Raw genomic sequence first — 24,028 nt, forward strand, 5'->3', positions numbered from 1 at the left:
GTTTATCCGCGCGAGGCCCTTCGGATTGGTTCGTGAACAGCGGGACGGGAGAAGATTGACCCATGGCGCCATCTCCGCTCGGTCGACCCACGCGCGGCACGACCGGGACCAACCGGCTGCGCCGTAACGATCGCTGGATCTCGGCCAGCCCGGCCTTCCTGCGGGCAGCGGATCCGCTCGTCGTCGATCTCGGTTTCGGGGCGAGCGGCGTCACCGCCTTCGAGCTGGCCGCCCGCCTGCGCCGAGCCCGTGCGGATGCCGAAGTGCGAGGTCTGGAGCTGGACCCGGGACGGGTGGCCACCGCTGAGCACCAACTCACCGAGGTGCGCGAAGGACGCACCAGCTTTCCCGCGGACCTCCGGGTCTCCTTCGCGCGCGGCGGATTCGAGGTGCCGCTCCCAGACGGTCGGCGTGCCGCGGTGATCCGAGCGATGAACGTGCTGCGTCAGTACGACGAGGCGGACGTGCCGAGTGCCTGGCGGACGATGGCCGCACGGCTGGCGCCGACCGGGCTCCTCATCGAAGGTACGTGCGACGAGATCGGTCGGGTGGCGAGCTGGGTCGATGTGCAGCCAGACGGCACGCCCGTCCGGTTCACGATCTCGCTGCGTCTGTCCGGTCTGGAGCGTCCGAGCATCGTCGCCGAGCGGCTGCCGAAGGCGCTGATCCACCGGAACATCCCGGGTGAGCGGATCCACGCGCTGCTGGTCGACCTCGACCGCGAATGGGAGCGCGCCGCAGCCCTTTCCACGTTCGGCGCCACTCAGAGGTTCCTGGCGGCGGTCACGGCGATCCGCGAGCAGGGATGGCCGGTGCTCGGCGGGCGTGCGCGCTGGCGCCTCGGCGAGATCACCCTGCCGTGGGATGCCGTCGCGCCCGCGAACGAACACTGATCGAGCCCGGTCGTCGACCGCGGCGCGCGGTGACGAGCGCCGTACCGAGCGAGCGAAGCGAGTCGAAGTGAGGAAACGGGCTCAGAGGCCTGCGCCGCGCGGATCCGGCGCTGACGGCCGGCGCGAAAGGCGCGTGAGCCGCGGGATGTCTGCCGTGGCCCCCGCATCGGCCGGCACGATGACCTGTTGAGCGGCCGCCACGTCGATGCCGTCAGCCCGCACGACCAGGTCGCCGACGGGCGTCCGTCGGGCGAGGATGGCAAGCGCGATCGGTCCGTCCTCGTGATGGCGTGCGACGGACGTGATGTGCCCCACCTCGTCATCGCCGACGAAGACCGGGGAGCCGGGCTCGGGAAGGACCGCTTCGCTGCCGTCGAGCTGGAGGGCAGCGAGCCGACGGGGCGGGTGCCCGAGGTTGTGCACCTTCGCGACCGTCTCCTGCCCGCGGTAGCAGCCCTTGCTCAGATGCACGGCAGTACGGATCCAGTCGGACTCGTGCGGCAGCGACCGGTCGTCGACCTCCGCCGCCCAGCGCGGACGCCACGCGGCGACGCGCAACGCCTCTGCTGCGATCAGCCCCGCGACGGAATCGTGGTCGACGGAGGCGAACGTGGCCTCGACGACGTCTGCCGGAAGGATGCCGACCCGCCACGCCAGCGCTGCCCCGGGATGCTCGGCGACCTCGGCGTACTGGTGCCCGCCCAGGCTCACCTGCTGCCAGGGATCGACCCACACGAGAGGCACGCCGCCGCGCGACGCACCAGCCGCGCGGACGAGCTCGGCAGCGGATCCCCCCTCGACGAAGCCCAGCAGGACGAGGTCCCGGCGCACATCCACGCTGGCCTGAGTCCGGAACTTCATGCGGGTCAGCCAGCCGGCGAGCGCCTCGGCATCGGCGGCATCCGCGATCAGCCAGGTCGATGAACCGTCGTCGACGACGCCGGCCGCATGCTCGACGCGGCCCTGAGGGTCGAGCACGAGCAGTTCGGTGCTGTCACCGGCGGCGAGCCGCCCCACGGACTGCGAGGTGACGGAGTCCAGCCAGCCGAGTCGCTCCGGCCCGGACACCTGGATCACGACGCGGTCGTCGAGCGGGACGACCGCTGAGCCCGCCGCCAGGCGGCGCTGCTCACGGAAAGGATCGCCGAAATGCCCGATGCCGAGATCGCCGGCGACGGCTCCGCTGATGCCCTCGAAAACACTCATCTCAGACCCGAGCCAGACGCGCCGAGGCGTGCGCACGCAGCGGAGTGCCGAGTGCGGCGATGTCCCAGGCCCAGAGCAGGTGTCCGTCGACGAGTCCGTACATCCGCGACGCCGCCGCATAGTCTTTGGTTCCGGCGCCCCGGACGATGGCATCTGAGGCGATGTCGACGCGGGGACCGTTGATCTCCCCGAGATAGAACTCCAGGATGCCGTCGGAGTGCGCGAGCGACACCTCGATGGGGAACGCACCGTTCTCGCCGCGCAGTTCCTCGACGTCGTCGACGGTCCGAAGCACGGCTTCACTCTGCGGAGGCAGGAGCGCGGGACCGGCATCCGTTGCCGCGGCCGGACGCGAGAGGCGCCAGAACCCGGTCTCTGCGATCAGCGGTACGGAGAGGGACTGGTCTTCGCCGGTGAAGGTCGCCGTACCCGAGTAGTTGAGGAATGGACCGCCGTCATGGCTGAAGCTGACCCGCTGGGCGAACTCCCCCTGGAGGCGCTGCTCGCCGACGGGATAGTCGATGACACCGGATCCCTCCCAGACCCCGATCAGCCAGGAGAGGGGGGCGAGATCAGCCGGAAGGTCGGTGGGCAGCTCGATCACGGTCGGTCAGCGCTGGCCGCGGAAGAGGTTGCGAAGAACCACGGCCGAGACGAAGACGATAGCGAGACTCGCCAGGCCCAGGAGGCCGATGAAGAAGATTTCGAGCGCCATGAGGTCCATGGCCTCCACCTTACCGCGCCACCACCGACGTCGGACCGGAATCAGGTGGGGATCAGGGCGGCGAGGCCGAAGCCCACCGAGATGACGCCCATGAGGAGCAATGCTCCCGTCACGCTGCTGGCCACACGGAAGATGAAGCCCTGTGTGCGGCCGAACCAGAGCTGCACCGCGAACGAGAGCAGCACGACGCCGCCGAAGGCGACGAGCATCCACGAGACACGCCACTCTTCGGGCACGAAGATGCCCACGGCTATCGTGGCGACGAAGGTGGCCGCCCATACGGCGACCACTCCGACGAACGCGTTACGCGGCGCGAGTGCTGGATCCGTCATGTCACCATTGTGGCGCATCGGTGCCGGTATCATTACGGCACGGCGTCGACCCCCGCGCCGGTGAGGAGTGCGCGTGGCCCTGGTGCTGGTTCTGACCAACGCTCCGCTCTCGGAGCAGGTTCTGCCCGCCCTCGAACTGCTGAGCCACCGCGTGCGCCAGATTCCCGCGGAGCCCGCGCAACTCGTCAGCGCACCGGAATACGACGTCGTGATCGTCGACGGCCGCCACGATCTGGTCGGAGCCAAGTCGCTGTGCCGACTGCTGCGCGCCACCGGCCAGACCGCGCCGCTCCTGCTCGTCGTCACCGAAGGCGGCATGAGTGCGCTGTCGGGCGACTGGGGCATCGACGACGTCCTCCTCTCCACAGCAGGCCCCGCCGAGATCGACGCACGCGTGCGTCTCGGCCTGGCACGGCGCGACGAGGTCGCCGAACCCTCCCGCGTACAGGCGTCCGGAGTCTCGATCGACGAGCAGTCGTATTCGGCGAAGCTGCACGGAAAGCCGCTGGACCTCACGTACAAGGAGTTCCAGCTGCTCCATTTCCTGGCCACCCACCCGTCGCGGGTCTTCACCCGGGAGCAGCTGCTCAGCGAGGTCTGGGGCTACGACTACTTCGGCGGCACCCGCACGGTCGATGTGCATGTGCGGCGCCTTCGGGCGAAGCTCGGCGACCAGGAGCAGATCATCGGCACCGTGCGCAACGTCGGCTACCGGTTCAACGTCTACGAGGACGAGACCCTGGCGGGCGCGCGGTAACGGAACCGCCGCGTTCACACGTGCGTCACCGGTCGATGCTTAGATGTACCCCATGATCGATCCCGCACTCGCTGATGCAGGCCTCGGCGACGCCGAAGACGACGACTTCGACGCCACCGAATCGCCGGACGCCCTGCTGCCCGACCATCGCTACCTCGACCGGGAGCTCAGCTGGCTGGCGTTCAACCAGAGAGTGCTGGAACTCGCCGAAGACCCCACGCTCCCCGAGCTGGAGCGCGCGAACTTCCTGGCGATCTTCGCCAGCAACCTCGACGAGTTCTTCATGGTCCGCGTCGCCGGCCTCAAGCGGCGCATCATGACGGGGCTCGCGGTCCCGACGAACATCGGCAGGTCCCCCGTTGACGCCCTCGCCGACATCTCGCGCGAGGCGCATGCGCTCCAGCTGCGGCACGCCCACGCCTGGGGTTCGATGGTGCGTCCTGCCCTCGCGGACGCCGGCATCGAGATCACCGAATGGTCAGAGCTCACCGACGAAGAGCGGTCGGCGCTGACGGACTATTTCCAGGCTCAGGTCTTTCCCGTCCTCATGCCGCTCGCGGTCGACCCCGCACACCCGTTCCCGTACATCTCGGGCCTGTCCCTGAACCTCGCGATCCGCATCCGGAACGCGCGCACCGGTCGACAGGAGTTCGCGCGCCTCAAGGTGCCGCCGATGCTCCCGCGGTTCGTCGAGGTCCCCCGCGCCGGAGAGATCAAGCGCTTCCTGCGCCTGGAAGAACTCATCGCCAACCACCTCGGCGACCTCTTCCCGGGCATGGAGGTCCTCGACCACCACGCGTTCCGCCTCACCCGCAACGAAGACGTCGAGATCGAAGAGGACGAGAGCGAGAACCTCATCCAGGCGCTCGAAGCCGAACTCCTGCGCCGCCGCTTCGGCCCGCCCATCCGCCTCGAGATCACGGAGGAGATGGACGAGGTGACCCGCGAGCTGCTGGTCAAAGAGCTCGACATCACCGAGCGCGAGGTCTACCGCCTTCCCGGCCCGCTCGACCTGCGCGGGCTGTTCGACCTCTCCCGCATCGACCGTCCGGACCTCCGCTACCCGCCGCACCTGCCCACGACGGCGGTGGCCTTCCAGCCGACCGGATCCAGCACACGCGCCGACATCTTCAAGGCCATCCGCAAATCCGACGTGCTGGTGCACCACCCGTACGAGTCGTTCACGACCAGCGTTCAGGCGTTCCTCGAGCAGGCAGCGCGCGACCCGCACGTCCTCGCCATCAAGCAGACCCTCTACCGCACCTCGGGCGACAGCCCGGTCGTGCAGGCTCTCATCGACGCCGCCGAGGCCGGCAAGCAGGTGCTGGCACTCGTCGAGGTGAAAGCGCGGTTCGACGAAGCCAACAACATCGTCTGGGCACGCAAGCTCGAGAAGGCCGGCGTGCACGTCGTGTACGGGCTCGTCGGACTCAAGACGCACTGCAAGCTCGCGCTGGTCATCCGCGAGGAAGACGGGATGCTGCGCCACTACTCGCACGTCGGCACCGGCAACTACAACCCGAAGACCAGCCGTATCTACGAGGACTTCGGACTCTTCACCGCCGACGCGCAGGTCGGCAAAGACCTCACCCGCCTGTTCAACGAGCTCAGTGGCTACGCGATCGAGAAGAAGTTCAAGCGCCTGCTGGTCGCTCCCCTGCATCTGCGCAAGGGCCTGGTGCGGCAGATCGACGCCGAGCGCAAGAACGCCGAAGCGGGCAAACGCGCGCACATCCGCATCAAGGTGAACTCCATGGTCGACGAGGAGATCATCGACGCGCTCTACCGTGCGAGCGCAGCAGGGGTGAAAGTCGACGTCTGGGTCCGCGGAATCTGCAGTCTGCGCACCGACCTCGACGGCATCAGCGACAACATCACCGTTCGCAGCATCCTCGGTCGATACCTGGAGCACTCCCGGATCTTCGCTTTCGACAACGACGGCGATCCTCAGGTGTACATCGGCAGCGCCGACATGATGCACCGGAACCTCGACCGTCGCGTCGAAGCGCTCGTGCGGGTGACCGACCCAGCACATCTGAAGGAGTTGCAGGCGTTCTTCGATCTCGCCATGGACCCCGGTACGACGTCGTGGCACCTCGGCGCGGACGGCGTCTGGGAGCGGCACGCCGAAGATGCCGACGGGAAGCCGTTGGTCGATCTGCAGGACAAGACGATGGGTCTGGTTCAGCGACGGCGCCGCGCGCGGGCGGTTCGATGACCCTTCGAAAGGACCAGGTCCCGGCAGGATCGAAGTGGACCGACAAGGCCGTCTACGCCGCCGGCGCCGTGGTCTGGCGACTCGTCGACGGGAAGCTCCGCGTCCTCCTGATCCATCGCACGAAGTACCGCGACGTGACGCTCCCCAAGGGCAAGGTCGATCCGGGCGAGATGCTCGCAGAGACCGCCGTGCGCGAGGTGCACGAGGAGACCGGCATCCGCGTGTCCCTCGGCGTCCCCGTCGGTGTGAGCCGCTACCACCTGGCATCGAAGAAGCAGAAGGTCGTGCACTACTGGGCGGCGGAGGCGACCGATGACGCCATCCGTGAATCCACCTTCGTTCCGAACCGGGAGATCGCGGCGATCGAATGGGTGAGCGTCAAGAGGGCGCGGGCACGCCTCAGCTACCCCGTCGATCTGGAGATCCTCGACTTCTTCACGAACCTGGTCGACGACGGGGTGCTCCGCACCTTCCCGGTGATCGCCCTCCGCCATGGGAAGGCACTGTCCCGGTCGGAATGGGACGGTGCGGATGCCGCGCGACCGCTGTCCGAGCGCGGCCGCAAGCAGGCGAAGTCCATCGTCGGCCCCCTCCGCGCGTTCGGCGTCCGCAAGATCGTGACCAGCGACGCCGTGCGCTGCGTGGAGACCGTCGCACCCCTTGCCCGGGAACTCGACCGCAAACCCACCCTGACCGAGAAGATCAGTCAGGACGCCTGGGACGATGATGTGGCCGATCTGCGCGCGGTGGTGGGACGACGGATCCGGTCGGGCAAGCCGGCCGTGCTCTGCAGCCACGGGCCGGTGCTGCCGGGGCTGCTCTCCGAGATCGCGCTGGCCACCGCGACGATCCAGGGCTCCTATCTGAGCAGCGCCGCAGACCTCGAACCGGGAGCATTCTCGGTCGTGCATGTATCCGCCACGAACCCCGGTTCCGGAATCATCGCGATCGAGACGCACGCACCGAAGGTCTGAGCCTTCGCAGTAGCCGCCTGCGATCGCCCCAGAGAGACGCGCGCCGTTCACCTCCCGTTCACCTGTGCGGGAGAGTCTCGTTAACCGCCGCATCTAGCGTCACTGTGTGCCCTGCACCGGGCCCCACCCATCAAAGATCGAAGGATCCACAGTGAAGATCTCCCGAATCGCACGTATCGGCGCCATCGGCGCCGTGGCCGCTCTCGCCCTCGCCGGCTGTGCCGCGAACGAACCCGCCAGCGGCGGCTCCGGCGACGAGCCCGCCGAGTCCAGCCTCACGGGCACCATCGAGGCCACCGGCGCCTCCTCCCAGGAAGCCGCCCAGCAGTCCTGGGTCGCCGGCTTCCAGACCGCGAACCCCGACGTCACCGTCAACTACACCGCCACGGGGTCCGGAACGGGCCGCGAGAACTTCATCGCCGGCTCGTCGAACTTCATCGGCTCCGACCGGGCGTTCGACGCCGACGAGCTCGCCGCCGGCGGCTTCGGCTCCTGCGCATCCGACGAGATCGTCGAGATCCCCGTCTACATCTCGCCGGTCGCTGTCGCCTTCAACCTCGAGGGCATCGACACGCTGAACCTCGACGGCGAGACCATCGCGAACATCTTCGCCGGCAAGATCACCAACTGGAACGACGAGGCCATCGCCTCGCAGAACGAGGGCGTCGAGCTCCCGGACCAGGCCATCGTGCCGGTCCACCGCGCTGACCCCTCGGGCACGCAGGAGACCTTCACCAACTACCTCAGCGCCGTCGCACCCGACGTGTGGACCTACGAGGCCAGCGACGAGTGGCCGCTGCAGACCGGTGAGGCCGGCGACGGCACCTCCGGCGTCGTGGGCGCCATCAAGAGCGGTGTCGGCTACATCGGCTTCGCTGACGCCTCGCAGGCCGGCGACCTCGGACAGGTCGCCGTCGAGGTCGAGGGCGAGTACGTCGCGTACTCCGCCGAAGCCGCCTCCGCGCTGGTCGCCGCCTCGCCGCTCGAGGAAGGCCGTGCCGACCACGACCTCGCCTACGCCGTCGACCCGGCCGCTGCACCCGCCGGCTCCTACCCGATCGCCCTGGTCTCGTACCTGATCGGCTGCGTCGAGTACGAAGACGCCGAGGTGGCCTCGCTGGTCAAGGCGTACTTCGAGTACGTCGCCTCGGAAGAGGGCCAGGATGTCGCCGCCGAGGCTGCCGGCAGCGCGCCGATCTCCTCGGAGCTTCGCGACCAGGTCACCACGGCGATCGAGGCGATCGTCACCGAGTGACCCGGTTCTCGGCTCCAGGCTGAGACCCTGTCGCCCCCGGGTGCGCCGGTCGACCACAAGACCGGCGCACGCGGGGGCACCCGCATGAATAGCCCGCACCACCCACCCCCCACCGTGGAGCCGCACCGATGACCACAACCACGACGGACACCGAAGAGGTCCGCTCGTCCCCGTCGCGCACATCGCTGCGCCGACGAGGAGATCGCATATTCTCCGGAACCGCGCTCGCGGCGGGCATCGTCATTCTCATCACACTGGCGGCCGTCGCGATCTTCCTGATCATCCAGTCCATCCCGGCACTGGCGCCCGACACCTCCGGCAACCACATCCTCAACGGACAGCCGTTCGTCACCTGGGTGTGGCCCTTCGTCTTCGGCACCCTGTGGGCCAGCGCCATCGCGCTGGTGATCGCCGCGCCGATCGCGATCGGCATCGCGCTGTTCATCTCGCATTACGCACCGCGCCGCCTGGCCGGCGCACTCGGCTACGTCATCGACCTGCTGGCCGCCGTGCCCTCCGTGGTCTTCGGCCTGTGGGGAGCCCTCACCTTCGCGCCGATGCTCGTGCCGTTCTACAAATGGCTCAACGACAACCTCGGCTTCATCCCACTCTTCTCGGGCACCCCGTCCGGTACCGGAAAGACGATCCTCACCGCATCCCTCGTGCTCGCCGTGATGATCCTCCCGATCATGACGGCGATCTGCCGCGAGGTCTTCCTGCAGACACCGCGCCTGCACGAGGAAGCCGCGCTCGCACTCGGTGCAACCCGCTGGGAGATGGTCCGGATGGCGGTTCTGCCGTTCGCCCGCAGCGGCATGGTCTCGGGCGCGATGCTCGGCCTCGGTCGCGCACTCGGCGAGACCATGGCCGTCACGCTCGTCCTCTCCCCGCTCGGAATCGTCACCTTCAACCTCATCAACCCCGAGAACCCCACGACGATCCCCGCGATCATCGCACTGCGCTTCCCGGAGGCCCACGACGAGGGCGTCAACACCCTCATCGCCGCCGGTCTGATCCTGTTCATCGTGACCTTCGCGGTCAACTTCGTCGCGCGCTGGATCGTCTCCCGCCGCTCCGAATTCTCGGGAGCCAACTGACATGACCGCCACTGCCATCGCTCCCGACATCGCGCAGTCGTCCTCGACGACCGCCGGCCACCTGCCCAAGTGGGCGCCCTGGGCCCTGCTCCTCGGCTGCTTCGCTGTGGGAGGCGCCGTCTTCGCCATCGCCAACATCGGCGGTGACCCGGCGGACTTCAACATCGCGCTCGCTCTCATCGTCGGCATGCTGCTGTACATGGTGATGATCTTCGTGATCTCCTCCGTTGCGGAGAGCCGCCGCCACGCGACGGACCGCCTCATGACGGCCCTGGTGTCGACCGCGTTCGTGATCGCCCTGCTCCCGCTGGTCTCGCTGCTGTACACGGTGCTGATCAACGGCCTCACCCGCTTCGACTCGGAGTTCTTCAGCTTCTCGATGCGCAACGTCGTCGGCGAGGGCGGTGGAGCGGTCCACGCCATCTGGGGAACGGTGCTCATCACCCTCGGCGCGACCATCATCTCGGTCCCGATCGGCCTGATGACCTCGATCTATCTCGTCGAGTACGGGGAAGGACGTCGGCTCGCGCGCGGCATCACCTTCCTGGTCGACGTGATGACCGGCATCCCCTCGATCGTCGCGGGCCTGTTCATCTACTCGGTGTTCGCCCTCCTCATGGGTCCGGGCACACGAATGGGCATCATGGGTTCGTTGGCGCTGTCCGTCCTGATGATCCCCGTGGTGGTGCGAGGGTCGGAAGAGTTGCTGCGCATCGTTCCCAACGAGCTCCGCGAAGCGGCCTATGCGCTGGGCGTGCCGAAGTGGCTGACCATCATCAAGGTCGTCCTGCCGACCGCCATCGCCGGTATCACCACGAGCATCATGCTGGCCATCTCCCGCGTGATCGGCGAGACCGCTCCGCTGCTCCTCACCGTCGGAATCGTGCCGAGCCTGAACCTCAACATGTTCAGCGGGCAGATGGCGACGCTGCCCGTGTTCTCCTACATGCAAGCCAAATATCCCGGCATCCCGGCAGACGCGTTCATCGAGCGCGCCTGGGCCGCTGCGCTCACCCTCATCGTGATCGTCATGGTCCTCAACCTCCTGGCGCGACTCATCGCCAAGATTTTCGCCCCGAAGACCAACGGCCGCTGAGCCGACGTCTTTTCCCGACCAAGAAGAAGGATCTCCAGGTGTCCAAGAGCATCGAAGTCAACGACCTCAATGTCTACTACAGCGACTTCCTCGCCGTCGAAGGCGTGAGCATCGACATCAAGCCCAACACGGTGACGGCGTTCATCGGCCCGTCGGGCTGCGGCAAGTCGACGTTCCTCCGCACACTGAACCGCATGCACGAGGTGATCCCCGGTGCTCGCGTCGAAGGCGAGGTGCTGATCGACGGACGCAACCTGTACGACGCGAACGTCGACCCCGTACTCGTTCGTCGACGGGTCGGCATGGTGTTCCAGCGTCCGAACCCGTTCCCGACGATGTCGATCAAGGAGAACGTGCTCGCCGGCGTGAAGCTCAACAACACGCGCATGTCCAAGAGCGATCAGGATGCGCTGGTCGAGCAGTCGCTTCGTGGAGCCAACCTCTGGAACGAGGTCAAGGACCGCCTGGACAAGCCCGGCTCCGGCCTCTCGGGCGGGCAGCAGCAGCGTCTGTGCATCGCGCGGGCGATCGCGGTCTCTCCCGACGTGATCCTGATGGACGAGCCCTGCTCCGCTCTCGACCCGATCTCGACCTTCGCGATCGAAGAGCTGATCGCGGAGATCAAGCAGCAGTACACGGTCGTCATCGTCACGCACAACATGCAGCAGGCGTCGCGCGTCTCCGACCGCACCGCCTTCTTCAACATCGCGGGCACCGGCAAGCCGGGCAAGCTCATCGAGTACGACGACACCACGACGATCTTCACCACCCCGTCGATTCAGGCGACTGAAGACTACGTGTCCGGCCGCTTCGGATAGTCCCGGGCCCTCGACTTCTCGGGACTCCGCTTCAGCTGCGGCGAACGGAAGGGCGGACTCAGTCGCGGGGAGACAACAGGTACTGGTTGAGCTCCGCCGTCAACGCAGTGTCGATCGAGAGAGCCGTGCCGTCGACGGCGGTGATCGGGGCAGCCAGGCGGACGCTCGAGACCAGCCACGCGGCATCCGCTCGTGGCAGGTCGGATGCCGGAACGCGGTCGTATTCGACGTCGAAGCCCCGCGCGGACAGGTGTTCGTAGACGCTCAGCTGCGTCGTGCCGTGCAGGATGCCACCGTTCGGGGCCGGCGTCACGAAGCGATCCCCGAAGCGGAGGATGAGGGATGCGGTGGGCGCCTCCAGCACGAACCCGTCGCTGGACAGGAAGATCGCGTCATCCGCGTCGCGGCGCCTGGCCTCTCGCAGCGCCGCCATGTTCACGGCATACGACAGCGTCTTCGCACCGAGCAGCAGCCACGGTGCACGCTCGGCCGCCCCGAGATCGTAGCCACGGTCCAGGGTCACGACCCGGACGCCCTCGGTCCGTACGCGCGCGAAGTCGGGAGCCGGGGCTGCGGTCACCCAGGCTGTCGGAGTGGGCCCGTGCTCGACGCCTCGACTGAGAATGAGTTTGATGACGGCCTCACCGCCGCCGCATCGGGCTGCAGCCTGGTCGATCGCCTGCCGCCACTGCGGAAGATGAGGCTCCGGAAGATCGCACAGCCGCGCGGAATGCGCGAGTCGCTCGAGGTGCGGCACGACCTCCTGCGCGTGCCCGTCGACGACGCCGATCGACTCGAAGACGCCGTCGCCTCGCTGGGTGCTCAGCTCCCCCACGCTGAGGGCGGGAGCCGCCGCGTCCACCTGGGTGAACGTCTCGCGGTAGTCCGTGCGGTCGTCACCGGCGACGACGGGGGCGATCATCAGAGCGAAGCGCTGTGTCATCCTTTGAGCCTACGGGCCGGGAATACCTTGCGGAGTCTCGCGTTACAATTGAACGGCCGGGCCGCATAACCCCGGGCTCCAATATTCGCCGCTTTGAGCGGCCTTCCGCCGAGAGGCGTTCTTGCGGCCCGGTCTTTCTCTGTCTACGACCATCCGCGGCTGATCCGGCCGTGTTGTCGGCTCACGCCCGACGTTCAGGCGAGGGCGCCCGTGCGCCACAGCATCGCGGCAGCGGAAAGGTCGTGTCCATAGCTGCTGAGCCGCAGTGCCCTCGTGGTGAGTTCGCTCGCCCGCGCCGGCTCGGTCGACTCATAGTCATCGGCTGTGTGCGTGGCACCGGACGCCTGCACTCGGCAGAAGGCTGCCGCCCGGTCGAGCGCCACGGCGAAGTCGCCGCGGAACGCGCCGCGAAGGATCGTGTCGATGAGGGCGACGAGCTCATCGGGGTCCGCGGGAACAGGGGCGCCGGCGATGACGGCATCCGCCGAGGCCAGTTCGACGCGACCGCGCTCGTAGAGAAACGCCGCTGTCCGCGGGTCCCCATGGATCGCGAGCTGCAGGACATACAGCCGCCACAACGCCCCCGGCAGCGTGCGTCCCGGTGCCTTGGACCACAGTTCGGCGATCTCATCGATGCCGTGTTCGGCGGTGAACGCGACGAGACGCTCGGCGCTTGCTCCGCTCTCGTCGGCACGAACGCGCGTCAGCAGAGCGGATGCTGTGGCGTGCGCCACTCGCGACTCCTCTGCGGGGTCGTGCGTGCCCACGATGTTGTCGAAGGCGCTGGTGGGGCGTCGCACGGGTCGGTGATGCTGCTCGGGCATCGAACCAGGGTACCTGCGATTGCCGTGCTCAGGCCGTAGGGATGACGAGCACCGGATCGGACGTCGGCTGGCCGTTGGGCGAACCGCCCGCCTGTTCGACGGTCACCGCGATCGCGTCGCCCTCGTGCATGTCACCGTCGAGCACCGCCGTCGCGTCTCCGTCGTCGACGTCGAAGACGCCGGCGGCTATGGGGGCGTCGCCGCGGAGGAACCAGAGTTCGTACGTCTTGCCGTCTTCGGGAGCCTCGATGTCGTCGGCCACCAGGACAGCCGTTCCCAGAGACGCCGACCAGTGCGCCGTGGCGGATCCGCCGCCGTCCAGCTCGACCGTCGCCTGTGCAGCGTCCCCGGCAGCCTGGATCTCTTCCAACGCCACGACGGACGCAGGACGGTTGAGCTGATCGTTGAGCGCCACCGCCCCGATTCCCACACCCACCAGGAGAGCAAGGCAGGCGGCGAGCGCGAACACCACGCGTGTCCAGCGGCGCGGAGCCGAGCGAGGCTCGTCGCGGGCGCGCGAGGCGTCGGTCGCGTGCGCCACCCCGGGTGCGTCGACGGTCGGACCGGGACGATCGTCGGGCTCGACGCCCTGCGGTGTCGTGGCGATCTGCGCGAGCAGCGAAGCGCGGATGTTGTCTGGCGGTGTCACCGAAGCGACCGCGTCCGTCAGCAGGGCAGCAGTCTCCGCCTCGGTCTCGGCGATCGAACGCCATTCCGGGTTGGTGAAGAGGGCTGCGCGGAAACGCTGCTCGTCGTCGGGAGACAGTGCGCCCAGGGCGGCGCCTGCCGCGAGTTCTGCGAATTCTTCCTCGTTCATGCCGTCACCCCCATCGCCGCACGCAGACGGGTGAGCCCGTCTCGCATCCGTGTCTTGATCGTCCCCAGCGGTGCTCCTACGAGCACCGATATCTCGTTCTGACTGTAACCACCGTAGTAAGCAAGAACGAGAGCTTCACGCTGCACTTCGGGCAGCCCCGTGAGCGCTTCGACCACCTTCTCACCGTCGATCCCGAGTTCCACCCGTTCAGCGACGCTGTCATGCGCCACACCGATGTCTCTCAGTCCGGCCCGCACATCTCGGTCCGCACTGGACTGGGATGCACGCACCCTGTCCACGGCCCGGCGATGTGCGATGGTCATCACCCATGCTCGTCCTTGACCCTTGTTCGGAGCGAAGCGCGAAGCGGATTGCCAGATCTCGAGGAAGACCTCCTGGAGCACCTCTTCGCTCTGCGAGCGGTTCACCAGCACGCGGAGGATGAGACCGAACACGCGCGCGGAGAGGGCGTCGTAGAGCTCTGCGAAAGCACGCTGGTCACCGTCGGCGATGCGTTGGAGGAGTGCGCCGACGACATCACTCGCCGTCCCGTCCTCCGGGACGTCCATTCCATCGATGACCATCAGCACAAGCATGCCGCATGCGCGCGCTATTACCGCGCACGTGACGCCCTAACGTGACGGAATCGAGGCCGAGTGCGATGGTCCGAGATCGGGCAGAAAAGGCGCCGGAGAAAAAACTTTGGGATCTGTCCCATCCGATGGCGAGGGGGCTCCGAACAGAACTCGACGCCACGGAGAGGCCGCGGCTCAGTTTTTGAAGGAGCTCGACATGTTCACCACCAAGAAGAAGGTCACCGCAGCAGTCACCCTCACGCTGGCGAGCGCATTCCTGCTCTCGGCCTGTTCGATGGGCGGCACCCCCGAAGAGGAGTCGCCGGAGTCGTCGGCGCCCGAGACGTCGGAGGAGACCGAAGCGCCCGAGACGATGGACCCGGCCGCCAACCTCGTCGGCCCCGGCTGCGCGGCTTACGCCGAGGCAGTGCCGGACGGCGCAGGCTCGGTCGAGGGCATGTCTCAGGACCCGGTCGCCGTCGCAGCCTCCAACAATCCGCTGCTGAAGACGCTCGTCGCAGCAGTGAGCGGACAGCTCAACCCGGACGTCGACCTGGTCGACACGCTCAACGGCGACGAGTTCACGGTGTTCGCACCGGTGGACGAGGCCTTCGCGAAGATCGACCCGGCCACGATCGAGGCACTCAAGACCGACAGCGCAACGCTGAGCTCGATCCTGACGTACCACGTCGTCCCCGGCCAGATCGCTCCCGAGGACATCGCTGGCATGCACACCACGGTGCAGGGTGCCGACCTCGAGGTCACCGGCAGCGGTGACGACTGGATGGTCAACGACGCATCCGCCGTCATCTGCGGTGGCGTCCAGACCGCCAACGCCACCGTGTACCTGATCGACACGGTGCTGATGCCCCCGGCTGAGTAAGCGGGAAAGCCGGGTGGGGATACCCGGCGAGCGTCCTTCTCCCGTCTCGGGGGAGGAACGCGAGGAGGACGCGAAGGGCCGTCGACGGTGTTGCACCGCCGACGGCCCTTCGTCATGCCCCATACAATGGTGGGGAGGGCCTCTAGCTCAGTTGGCAGAGCATCGGACTTTTAATCCGCGGGTCGTGGGTTCGAGCCCCACGGGGCCCACCGCACGATCATCAACTCCCGGTCGTTCGCCCCTGGGGCCGACGACGCCGAGGGCTACGCTGAACTCACCCGCGGCACCACCGACGGGCTACGGCGGGAGGGCAACGACAGATGAGAGTCACCTCCGAACGAACGATTGAAGCAGGCGAAATCCGACGCGAGATCGTTTTGCTGTCAGGCTTCATCGTCGGCTACGCCGTTGCCGTTCTGCTGGGACGGGCCACGGTGCTCCCGCAGTCCAACCTCAGTATGGTGTGGCCCGCCGCCGGGGTATCAGTGCTGTGGATCACCGCGCGAGCGGGCCGTCCCTGGGCAGCGCTGGACATCATCCTGATCGGCCTTCTCACCTCACTCGGCGTGGCGGTCACCGGCGGCGAGATGAGCGGCGCCGTCGCCGCAGGTCTGGCCGCAATCGTGCAGACCGCTGTCATCGCCGTCCTCATCTCCCGCCACTGCCCGCGAATCTGGCGCAGCCGAGCAGGGAGCCCGATCACGCGGCGGGATCTCTGGTGGTTCCTGCTGGCATCGATTCTCGGCCCCGCCGTGTCCGCGGTCCTCATCGGTCTCAACGCGGCTGTGTTCGCCGGCGGGTGGGACTGGCAGGTGATCCTTCTCTGGTGTGCGCGGAACACCGGGAGCATCGTCGTCATCGTTCCCCTCGGCCTCATCGTCGGAGGACTCATCCGCCGGGCGCGAGTGCGAACAGTCGATTCAGCCGCAACCGGACGGCTCCACGCGCTGCGATCGCACCCCGCCGAGTGGGCCTTCCTGCTCGTACTTTCGCCCATCGTGCACGTCGTCTGGTTCATCAGCACCGAGGACACGGCGATCGTCTTCCCCCTGCTGGCTCTGGCCTGCTGGGCTGGAGCGAGACTGCCCTCACCCCTCGTGCCCGTGCAAGGCGCACTCGTCGCCATCGGTTGCACGGCCATCGCTGCCGCGGGCGCAGGACCATGGTTGAGTCTCGGGGCGCCGATCACTCAGATCGCCGTCGCACAGCTGTACGTCACACTTTTCTGTGCCATCGGGTTGGCGCTCGCACTCGACCGTGACGATCGGGACGAGCTCTCCGCCGCACTGTCCGACGCGAAGAACGACGCCCAGGCTCAGGCCGATCTCTACGAGACCATCTTCGAGACGATGTCCGAGGGCGTTCGCGTGGTCGATCGCGAAGGACACCTCGTTGTCCGAAACAGCGCCGCCGCCCGCCTTCTCCGCGTTGATACCGGAGCTGGCGCGCCGCGACAGAGCATGGAGGGGGTGGAGCCGGACCTCGCCTCGATCCGAAACCTGGACGGGTCTGCGCTGGCACCGACCGACATGCCGTTTCGCAGGTCTCTCGCCGGGAACGACGTCCGTGACCTCGAACTGCTGATACGCCCCGACGGCGCGGAGCCCAGCAGTGACCGGATCATCTCGTTCACCACTGCGCGGTTGCCGGTGACAGCCGGCGCCGGGGTCGTCACGGTACTCCGCGACGTGACACTCGAGCGCGAGGAGCTTCGGCGCGCCGCTCAGATCCAATCCAGTCTCCTGCCCCTCGATCTACCTCACCTCCCGGGATACGAGCTGGCGGCGCGATTCGTGCCTGCGGGCTCCGTCGGGGGCGACTTCTACGACTGGTACGAACTGGACGACGGGCTGGTGCTGACTCTTGCGGACGTGATGGGCAAGGGACCGGGTGCGGCGATCCTGGCAGCCACGACGCGCTCCCTGCTCCGGGCGCATGGCGGGGACCAGGATGTCGTGCGAGCCGTGTCGGCGACCGAGAAGAGCATGGTGAGGGACCTTTCCAACATCAATGCCTTCGTCACGGTCTTTCACGCGCATCTGCATGCCCCCACGGGAGCGCTCCGCTATGTGGACGCCGGGCACGGACTCGCGGCGATCATTCCCGCCGGCGGCACCGGGCGACGACTCGAGAGTGTGGACCTGCCGCTGGGCGTGGGCGACGAAGAAGAGCGCGGCGTCAGGAAGGAGTATCTCGCTCCTGGCGATCTGCTTCTCGTGATGAGTGATGGTGTTCTCGATGCCGTGGACGGCACGCCCGAGGGCCTCGACAAGGTCTGGCAGGAGGCTTCACGCGCAGGATCTGCCGCGGACGCCGTTGGCGCCGTCGCCGCGCTCACCGCATCTGCGGCAATCGAAGACGACCTGACGATCCTCGCGCTCCGCCGTCAGCCCGCGTGACCCCGCGCGACCCGCAACATCCGACTCGCGGGCGTATCACCCCTCTCTCGCATCGGCCACCCCCTTTTGCACTGAGCCTGCTCGAAGGAGAGTCGATGTGTCCCCGCGACCCGAGGGACGACTCCCCCACGAAAGGATGAACGATGACTCTCACCGGCAACCGAGTGGCATTCCTGGCGACGGACGGATTCGAGGACAGCGAGCTGACCAGCCCGTGGGACGCGGTGACCGCGGAAGGCGCGAGCGCGACCCTGATCGCCCCTGACAGCGGCCGGATCACCGGCAAGAACGGTCACGAGCAGTCCGTCGACCTCGCCGCGGCCGATGCGAAGGCCGACCAGTTCGACGCGCTCGTGCTTCCGGGAGGCGTCGTGAACGCCGACCATCTGCGTCTCGACCAGGCTGCTATCGCGCTGACGCGGACCTTCTTCGAACAGCACAAGCCCGTGGGCGTGATCTGCCATGGCGCCTGGATCCTCATCGAAGCCGGCGTGGTCGACGGACGGACCCTCACGAGCTACCCGAGCCTCACGACCGACCTCCGCAACGCCGGAGCGACATGGGTCGACGAAGAGGTCGTCGTCGATGCAGGACTGGTCTCGAGCCGCACGCCCGACGACCTGCCCGCGTTCAACGCCAAGCTGGTCGAGGAGATCGGCGAGGGCAAGCACTCGGGTCAGACCGCCTGACCCTCCCGATCGGCGCGTGCCTCAGGCACCCCGCGCACGATGCCGTCGTACAGCCGCACGGTTCGCACAGCGTACGGAGCAGAAGCGCTGGCGGCCGTTGCGGGTCACATCCGCGACGACATTCGTGCACGGGGCCGCCTCACATCGCGCCAGTCGGTGCATGCCCCGCGTCACGAGGTGCAGCGACGTGCCGAGGCTGATGATCGCGCGCAGGACGAACGGCAGCGAGCGCACGTCATCGCGGTAGTGGAGATGCCACCCCTCGCCGTCGTGATTCGTCAAGCGGGGGTACGCGGCCACGGCGGCGAGCTGGGCGTTGAGCATCTCCGCACGCCGATCGGGGTCGTCCGCATCGACGATCGTCAACCAGTCGTCGATCACTGCCCGGACTTCGGCGTGGTCGCCGGGTGCCGGCGGGAAGGTCTGCGTCATGCCGAGTTCGAGTGTGCGCTCCTCGATGCCGGCGCGGTCGTCCGGCCAGTCATTGGCGAGGGATGCCGCGAGCAGTACCGCATACTCGCCGTAAGGGTTGAGATGCATAAGACCATTACATCACGCTGGATGCATGACCTCGACGAACACGCTTCCGGTTCCCCGCCTCGCTCCCCCGCGGACGACCCACGAGCATGCCTGGCTCGTGGAGTCGCGGCATCCGACCAGCGAAGGGACCGTGCTGTACGTGCGATGCGACGATTGCGGCACACGCCGGGTCGATCTGCAGTCGCACGCGCAGACCCCTCCCGCCGCACTGAGCCCTGAGTTCCCCCGGAGGAGCAGCTGAGCCGCTCAGGCTGCGACGACCTCGCCGTTGCGGGGCAGCACGCGGTTCCCGGACGGATCGACGAAAACGAGCGGGACGCCGTGCGCGTTCCGCTCGAGCGAATCGGACACCTGGACGTGCACGTGCGGCTCGGTGCTGTTGCCCGAATTTCCGCACTCGCCGATGGCCGTCCCGGCGGTCACCCGCTCACCCGGCCTGACTCGGATGCTACCCGCGCGCAGATGAGCGAGCAGCACGAGACCCTCGTCGATGCGGATGGCGATGTGGTTGCCGGCGATCGCCGCAGCGCCCTCACGGACTCGCGAAGACTGGGTCAGCGCATACCCGAGCAGTCCCAGCGGGGAGCGTCGAGCGGCGTGGTCACGCTCACCGTCGTGGACCACCTCGACCACCCCGCCGACCGGAGCGAGGACCGGGCGACCGAACCCGACGAAGGACTCGGGCGGTTCCGTCGCGAACACACTGGCGAGGGTGCGGGGTGCGCTGCGACCATCGGCGCCCACCGGGACGAAGTCGATCGCGTACGACGTGCCGAAGAGCTCGGTGCCATGACTGGGCACGCGTGAGGCCGGACTGTTCTGCACCAGCCAACGCCCGGTGAAGGGCAGCGCGAGCTCGACGGCATCCGCGGTCATCTCGTCAACTCGATCAGAGCGCGGACCGTGCGAAGGTTTCGCGTGGTTCCCGCGACGCCGAGTGCACGATCGAGCACGGTCTTGGTGAGCTTGGTCACCTGCACCCCGCCGTCGCCGTAGTCGATCCACAGGTCGTCGCCGATGAACGCCAGGCGTTCGCCGGTTCGCAGCCGCGGTTGGAGGGCCTCGATCGCCCCTCGCGGCGCAGAACCTTCGAGGAACATCGCATGCACGAACTTCTCGACGCCGTCGGTGAACGGCTGCCGGCCGGCGGATGCTGTCAGCTGCGCGTGATCCCGGTGGATGACCGGAGTGTCCACGTCGAACGCGGCGGCGATCGCCGTGCGGACGGACCGGCAGGCCACGGCAGGCTCTGTGGGTGTCTCGCAGATGATGTTTCCGCTCGCGATGTACGTCGTCACATCGGTCAGGTCGGTCTCCGCCGCCAGCACTTCCCGAAGCCGCCCCATCGGCACGCTGTTCCGCCCGCTGACGTTGACGGCGCGCAGCAGCAGGACGCTCCGTGTCACACGTCTGCGCTTTCGAGCAGTTCCGCGCCGGCATGCGCGAGTTCTGCCAGGGCGGCGGCACTCGGCTCCGGGGCCACTCCGGCGACGAGATCGGTGAGGATGCGCACCTGCACTCCGTGCGCGATGGCATCGAGAGCCGATGCTCGCACGCAATGATCCGTCGCGATCCCCACGACGTCCGCGCGGAGCACACCGGCCTCGGTCAGCACGGCGCCGACCGTCGCATCGGCATCCGTCGTGCCTTCGAACATCGAGTAAGCCGGCTTCCCCTGACCCTTGCGCACATGATGAGTCACGGCATCGGTGGTGAGGAGCGGATCGTACTCGGCACCCTCGGTCCCCGCGACGCAGTGCACCGGCCAGGTGTCGGTGAAGTCCGGGACTGCTGCGAAATGGCCGCCGTTGTCGCCCTCGGGGTCGTGCCAGTCGCGCGAGGCGATGATGACGTCGTATTCCGCCGCCCGCTCGGACAGGAAGGCCGTGATCGCCGCAGCGACGGCGTCGCCTCCCTCGACGGCGAGTGCACCGCCCTCGGTGAAATCGTTCTGGACGTCGACGATGAGGAGTGCCCTGCTCATGCTTCGAGGGTACGCCGTGACGGACGGGAAAGGCCCCGTGATGTTCTTCGCATCACGGGGCCTTCGGAGCCGCCTGTCAGAATCGAACTGACGACCTTCTCATTACGAGTGAGATGCTCTGCCGACTGAGCTAAGGCGGCGTGCGACGCGTGAGCGGCGCGATCACCGATATTACCTTGTCTCGAGGCTCGTCGCGAATCGAGGCGACGACTGCGGCGACGACCGCCGGCCGACCGTTCCCGGTGCGGCGCGATGTCACTCGCAGCGCAGGCCGTCTTCGGGGACGACATCCTCGAGCAGGAAGGCTTCGACGGCCTCATCGACACAGGCGTTGCCCTTGTTGTAACCGGTGTGCCCCTCTCCGACGCGGGTGATGAGCACGCCCTCCTCCAGCTGGCCCGCAAGCGATTCCGACCACTCGTAGGGGGTGGCGGGGTCGTTGGTCGTTCCCACGACGACGATGGGTCCTGCGCCTTCCGCAGCGATCTCGCCGCGGGTGCCGGTCGGCGGGTACGGCCAGACCTCACAGGGGTCGGGGCCGCTCCAGTAAGGGGCGATCGTCGGGGCACCCTCGGCGATCTTCGCCTCGGTCGCGGCTTCGGCGTCCGGATCTTCTTCCACCGGGTAGTCCATGCAGTTGTATGCCCGGAACGCCTCGGAGGAGTTGTCGATGTAGGTGTCGCCTTCGCGACCGTTGTAGAAGTCGGCAAGCACGAAGGCCGTCGTCGGGTCACCCTGCAGTGCCTCGTCAAGCGCCTGGGTGAGGTAGCTCCAGCTGTCTTCCGAATACAGGGCGGCGATGATGCCGGTCATCAGCGAGTCGGCGCCCAGCATGCGCCCATCACCGTTCGCGAGCGGCGTGCGGTCGACGCTCGCGAGCAGCGCACCCAGATCGGCCATCGCGTCGTCGACGGTGCCGTTGAAGGGGCAGCTGCCCGAGTCGAGGCAGTACTGCATGTAGGCGCGCAGCGCCGATTCGAAACCGAGAGCCTGAGTCGCGCCCACCTCGAGTCCCGGGACGGCCGGGTCGATCGCGCCGTCGAGCACGAGCCGACCCGCCTTCTCGGGGTAGAGCTTCGCGTACGTGGCTCCGAGGAACGTGCCGTACGAGTAGCCGAGGTAGTTGAGTTCCTTATCGCCGAGAACCGCTCGGATCAAGTCCATGTCACGGGCGGAGTTGATCGTGGTGATGTGCGGCAGGATGCCGCCGCTGTTCGCGTCGCAGGCCTCGGAGAACGCCTTGTGCGACTCGAGAACCTCCGCCTCCCACGCGGCTGTCCCTCTCTTCGCGGTCGGAATGCCGTACAGGTAGTCGTCCATCTGCGCGGCGTCGTAACAGGTCACCGCTGTCGATGCGCCGACACCGCGAGGATCGAAACCGATCACGTCGTAGTTCTCGATGAGGTCTGCACCGATCGCGAAGTCGAGACTGTTCTGGATGAGGTCCACGCCACTGGAGCCAGGGCCACCGGGGTTGGTGAGCAGCGATCCGATCGGCGTTCCCTCGGCCTGGTGTCGGACGACGGACAGGGCGATGTCGCCCGCGCTCGGGTCTTCCCAGTCGAGCGGGGCCGTCACCTCGGTGCAGTCAAAACCGGTGCCGCACTCGGCCCACTCCAGTGTCTGGGAGTAGTACGGGAGCAGATCGGCGTCGACACCCTCGGTGTCGGGCTCGTTCGTCACCGAGGGACGCGGAGCCGCCTGTTCGGGTATCGCCGCGTAGAGGCAGCCTGACAGTGCGACGGAAGCCGCGGCGATCCCCGCGATGACAGCGGCAGCACGACGGAGGCGGGAAGTCGATCGATCGTTCACGGTTTCCTCCCGCTCGTGATCGTCACGAGCAAGCTCTCCAGGGCGAGCAGCGGGGCGACATTGCGCTCCAACGACTGCCGCGTCTCAGCAAGGTGGTCAAGTACGACAAGCGTACGGGTCTCGGACCAGGCGGACGCGAGCGCGCTCAACTCTGTGCGCAACTCGCTGTTGATCAGGTCGTCGCCTCGTCCGAACTGCAGCATCACAACATCGCGGAACAGCGACTGAAGATCGGTCAGCACCCGGTCGATGCCATCGCGCAGGCTGCGCGTGCCGCGTTTCTTCTGATCGTCTTCCAGCGCGGAGAGCTGCGTGCGCAGGGCGGGCGGCACCGGCTGCCCCTCTGCGATCCCGATGGTGCGGAGCATGGAGGCACGCTCTGTGGCGTCGCGTTCGGCGGTGAGCGCCTTCGCGTCTTCGGTGGCGGCCTGGATGATCCGCCCCGCGACCTCGACGGCATCGCCGACGCCGCGCACCCCCAACACCGAGCGCAGGGTCTCATCGCGTCGGCGGCGTGCCGAATCATCGGTGGCCAGGCGCTGGGCCATGCCGATGTGGCGCTGGGCGTGGCGAGCGGCCTGCTCTGCGACGACCTCATCGACGCCGGTGCGCAGACTGATCAACCGGGCCACATCGGCCACATCGGGTTCGCGGAGGCGCAGCGACCGCACCCGGGAGCGGATCGTGGGCAGAAGGTCGGCTTCGCTGGGCGCGCACAGGATCCAGACCGTCAGCTCCGGCGGCTCTTCGAGCGCCTTGAGCAGCACGTTCGACGTGCGCTCGACCATGCGATCGGCATCTTCGACGACGATGACGCGATATCGACCGGCAGAGGGCGCGAAGTACGATCGCTCCACCAGCGCACGGGCTTCAGCGATCGTGATGATGACCTTGTCGGTGCGCAGCGCGGTGACGTCGGGATGTGTGCCCGCCAGCACCTGGCGCATCGTGGACTCGTCGTCGGACTGCTCGGCGATCAGCGCGGCGGCGAAGGCATACGCGAGCGTCGAACGGCCCGACCCCGGCGGGCCGGTGATCAACCAGGCGTGGGAGAGCGCTGACGGGTCAGAGGCGGCAGCACGAAGAGTCTCGACAGCTGCATCCTGCCCCCACACATCGGCCCACGGGAACGGGGCGGCGACGATCTGGGGCATGCCCTCAGCCTACGCGGGAGCGCCGACGTACGCCGTCC

25 protein-coding genes and 2 tRNA genes are annotated in these 24,028 nt (G+C 67.6%); 13 read left to right on the forward strand and 14 right to left on the reverse strand.

Annotated features, from left to right (window positions below):
* Window positions 1–62 precede the first annotated feature (62 nt).
* Entirely contained in the window at window positions 63–893 is an 831-nt protein-coding gene (locus D7252_RS00595; protein ID WP_120773633.1) for a class I SAM-dependent methyltransferase, read from the forward strand.
* 81 nt (window positions 894–974) lie between these two features.
* Here the strand turns inward: D7252_RS00595 and D7252_RS00600 are convergent, their stop codons facing one another.
* The 3 genes from D7252_RS00600 to D7252_RS00610 form a co-directional block, all read right to left on the reverse strand.
* Window positions 975–2,099 carry a folate-binding protein YgfZ gene (locus D7252_RS00600; protein WP_120773634.1) on the reverse strand — a complete coding sequence of 375 codons (1,125 nt, stop codon included), beginning with the start codon at window positions 2,097–2,099 and terminating at the stop codon, window positions 975–977.
* A gap of 1 nt (window position 2,100) precedes the next feature.
* Entirely contained in the window at window positions 2,101–2,703 is a 603-nt protein-coding gene (locus D7252_RS00605) for an FABP family protein (protein WP_120773635.1), read from the reverse strand.
* Between the two features lie 161 nt (window positions 2,704–2,864).
* Window positions 2,865–3,155 carry a hypothetical protein gene (locus tag D7252_RS00610; RefSeq protein WP_183055123.1) on the reverse strand — a complete coding sequence of 97 codons (291 nt, stop codon included), beginning with the start codon at window positions 3,153–3,155 and terminating at the stop codon, window positions 2,865–2,867.
* Window positions 3,156–3,228: 73 nt separating this feature from the next.
* Between D7252_RS00610 and D7252_RS00615 the strand changes: the two genes are divergently transcribed.
* The 7 genes from D7252_RS00615 (at window position 3,229) to pstB (ending at window position 11,370) form a co-directional block, all read left to right on the forward strand.
* Complete coding sequence (locus D7252_RS00615) at window positions 3,229–3,912, forward strand: response regulator transcription factor (protein ID WP_120773637.1); 684 nt, start codon at window positions 3,229–3,231, stop codon at window positions 3,910–3,912.
* 52 nt (window positions 3,913–3,964) lie between these two features.
* Entirely contained in the window at window positions 3,965–6,130 is a 2,166-nt protein-coding gene (locus tag D7252_RS00620; RefSeq protein ID WP_120776718.1) for an RNA degradosome polyphosphate kinase, read from the forward strand.
* Window positions 6,127–7,104 (forward strand): NUDIX hydrolase, encoded by a 978-nt coding sequence (locus tag D7252_RS00625; RefSeq protein ID WP_120773638.1) that lies wholly within the window; start codon window positions 6,127–6,129, stop codon window positions 7,102–7,104. Before D7252_RS00620 ends, D7252_RS00625 begins: the two co-directional genes overlap by 4 nt.
* 151 nt (window positions 7,105–7,255) lie before the next feature.
* A complete protein-coding gene (pstS, locus tag D7252_RS00630; RefSeq protein WP_120773639.1) occupies window positions 7,256–8,359 on the forward strand; it encodes a phosphate ABC transporter substrate-binding protein PstS in 1,104 nt (367 codons plus the stop codon).
* A gap of 128 nt (window positions 8,360–8,487) precedes the next feature.
* A complete protein-coding gene (gene pstC / locus D7252_RS00635; RefSeq protein WP_120773640.1) occupies window positions 8,488–9,456 on the forward strand; it encodes a phosphate ABC transporter permease subunit PstC in 969 nt (322 codons plus the stop codon).
* Between the two features lies 1 nt (window position 9,457).
* Window positions 9,458–10,552, forward strand: a complete 1,095-nt coding sequence (pstA, locus tag D7252_RS00640) for a phosphate ABC transporter permease PstA (protein WP_120773641.1) — start codon at window positions 9,458–9,460, stop codon at window positions 10,550–10,552.
* Between the two features lie 38 nt (window positions 10,553–10,590).
* Window positions 10,591–11,370, forward strand: a complete 780-nt coding sequence (gene pstB / locus D7252_RS00645; RefSeq protein ID WP_120773642.1) for a phosphate ABC transporter ATP-binding protein PstB — start codon at window positions 10,591–10,593, stop codon at window positions 11,368–11,370.
* A gap of 58 nt (window positions 11,371–11,428) precedes the next feature.
* On the opposite strand, the gene D7252_RS00650 is transcribed toward pstB, so the two are convergent.
* The 4 genes from D7252_RS00650 to sigK form a co-directional block, all read right to left on the reverse strand.
* Entirely contained in the window at window positions 11,429–12,313 is an 885-nt protein-coding gene (locus tag D7252_RS00650; protein WP_120773643.1) for an aminodeoxychorismate lyase, read from the reverse strand.
* A gap of 194 nt (window positions 12,314–12,507) precedes the next feature.
* Entirely contained in the window at window positions 12,508–13,137 is a 630-nt protein-coding gene (locus D7252_RS00655; protein WP_120773644.1) for a DNA-directed RNA polymerase subunit beta, read from the reverse strand.
* Window positions 13,138–13,165: 28 nt separating this feature from the next.
* The gene (locus tag D7252_RS00660) at window positions 13,166–13,954 is read right to left on the reverse strand and encodes an anti-sigma factor domain-containing protein (RefSeq protein WP_120773645.1); all 789 of its coding nucleotides are present in this window, start codon (window positions 13,952–13,954) and stop codon (window positions 13,166–13,168) included.
* Window positions 13,951–14,538 carry an ECF RNA polymerase sigma factor SigK gene (gene sigK / locus D7252_RS00665; protein ID WP_120776719.1) on the reverse strand — a complete coding sequence of 196 codons (588 nt, stop codon included), beginning with the start codon at window positions 14,536–14,538 and terminating at the stop codon, window positions 13,951–13,953. Before sigK ends, D7252_RS00660 begins: the two co-directional genes overlap by 4 nt.
* A 208-nt stretch (window positions 14,539–14,746) precedes the next feature.
* On the opposite strand from sigK, the gene D7252_RS00670 reads away from it, so the two are divergent.
* The 4 genes from D7252_RS00670 (at window position 14,747) to D7252_RS00685 (ending at window position 18,500) form a co-directional block, all read left to right on the forward strand.
* The gene (locus D7252_RS00670) at window positions 14,747–15,412 is read left to right on the forward strand and encodes a fasciclin domain-containing protein (RefSeq protein ID WP_120773646.1); all 666 of its coding nucleotides are present in this window, start codon (window positions 14,747–14,749) and stop codon (window positions 15,410–15,412) included.
* 136 nt (window positions 15,413–15,548) lie between these two features.
* A tRNA-Lys gene (locus tag D7252_RS00675) sits at window positions 15,549–15,621 on the forward strand.
* A gap of 111 nt (window positions 15,622–15,732) precedes the next feature.
* Complete coding sequence (locus D7252_RS00680) at window positions 15,733–17,811, forward strand: SpoIIE family protein phosphatase (RefSeq protein ID WP_120773647.1); 2,079 nt, start codon at window positions 15,733–15,735, stop codon at window positions 17,809–17,811.
* A gap of 143 nt (window positions 17,812–17,954) precedes the next feature.
* Window positions 17,955–18,500, forward strand: a complete 546-nt coding sequence (locus tag D7252_RS00685) for a type 1 glutamine amidotransferase domain-containing protein (protein WP_120773648.1) — start codon at window positions 17,955–17,957, stop codon at window positions 18,498–18,500.
* 21 nt (window positions 18,501–18,521) lie between these two features.
* On the opposite strand, the gene D7252_RS00690 is transcribed toward D7252_RS00685, so the two are convergent.
* The gene (locus D7252_RS00690; RefSeq protein ID WP_120773649.1) at window positions 18,522–19,040 is read right to left on the reverse strand and encodes a CGNR zinc finger domain-containing protein; all 519 of its coding nucleotides are present in this window, start codon (window positions 19,038–19,040) and stop codon (window positions 18,522–18,524) included.
* A 25-nt stretch (window positions 19,041–19,065) separates the two neighbouring features.
* On the opposite strand from D7252_RS00690, the gene D7252_RS00695 reads away from it, so the two are divergent.
* Window positions 19,066–19,281, forward strand: coding sequence for a hypothetical protein (locus D7252_RS00695; RefSeq protein ID WP_120773650.1), 216 nt, complete (start codon window positions 19,066–19,068; stop codon window positions 19,279–19,281).
* Window positions 19,282–19,286: 5 nt separating this feature from the next.
* Here D7252_RS00695 and D7252_RS00700 read toward each other — a convergent pair whose 3' ends face one another.
* The 6 genes from D7252_RS00700 to D7252_RS00725 all read right to left on the reverse strand — a co-directional run bounded on the left by D7252_RS00700 (window position 19,287) and on the right by D7252_RS00725 (window position 23,990).
* Complete coding sequence (locus D7252_RS00700) at window positions 19,287–19,916, reverse strand: M23 family metallopeptidase (protein WP_120773651.1); 630 nt, start codon at window positions 19,914–19,916, stop codon at window positions 19,287–19,289.
* Window positions 19,913–20,446, reverse strand: a complete 534-nt coding sequence (locus tag D7252_RS00705; protein ID WP_120773652.1) for a DUF1697 domain-containing protein — start codon at window positions 20,444–20,446, stop codon at window positions 19,913–19,915. The genes D7252_RS00700 and D7252_RS00705 overlap by 4 nt, the downstream gene beginning before the upstream one ends.
* Window positions 20,443–21,024, reverse strand: coding sequence for an isochorismatase family protein (locus tag D7252_RS00710; RefSeq protein ID WP_120773653.1), 582 nt, complete (start codon window positions 21,022–21,024; stop codon window positions 20,443–20,445). The genes D7252_RS00705 and D7252_RS00710 overlap by 4 nt, the downstream gene beginning before the upstream one ends.
* A gap of 67 nt (window positions 21,025–21,091) precedes the next feature.
* Window positions 21,092–21,164 (reverse strand) — tRNA-Thr (locus tag D7252_RS00715).
* A 115-nt stretch (window positions 21,165–21,279) separates the two neighbouring features.
* On the reverse strand, window positions 21,280–22,836 hold the full coding sequence (locus D7252_RS00720; RefSeq protein ID WP_120773654.1) for an alpha/beta hydrolase: 1,557 nt from the start codon (window positions 22,834–22,836) through the stop codon (window positions 21,280–21,282).
* The gene (locus D7252_RS00725; RefSeq protein WP_120773655.1) at window positions 22,833–23,990 is read right to left on the reverse strand and encodes a DNA polymerase III subunit delta'; all 1,158 of its coding nucleotides are present in this window, start codon (window positions 23,988–23,990) and stop codon (window positions 22,833–22,835) included. Before D7252_RS00725 ends, D7252_RS00720 begins: the two co-directional genes overlap by 4 nt.
* Between the last annotated feature and the right edge of the window lie 38 nt (window positions 23,991–24,028).

Origin of the sequence: Microbacterium sp. CGR2 (genome assembly GCF_003626735.1) — a bacterium.
Classification (GTDB): Bacteria; Actinomycetota; Actinomycetes; order Actinomycetales; family Microbacteriaceae; genus Microbacterium.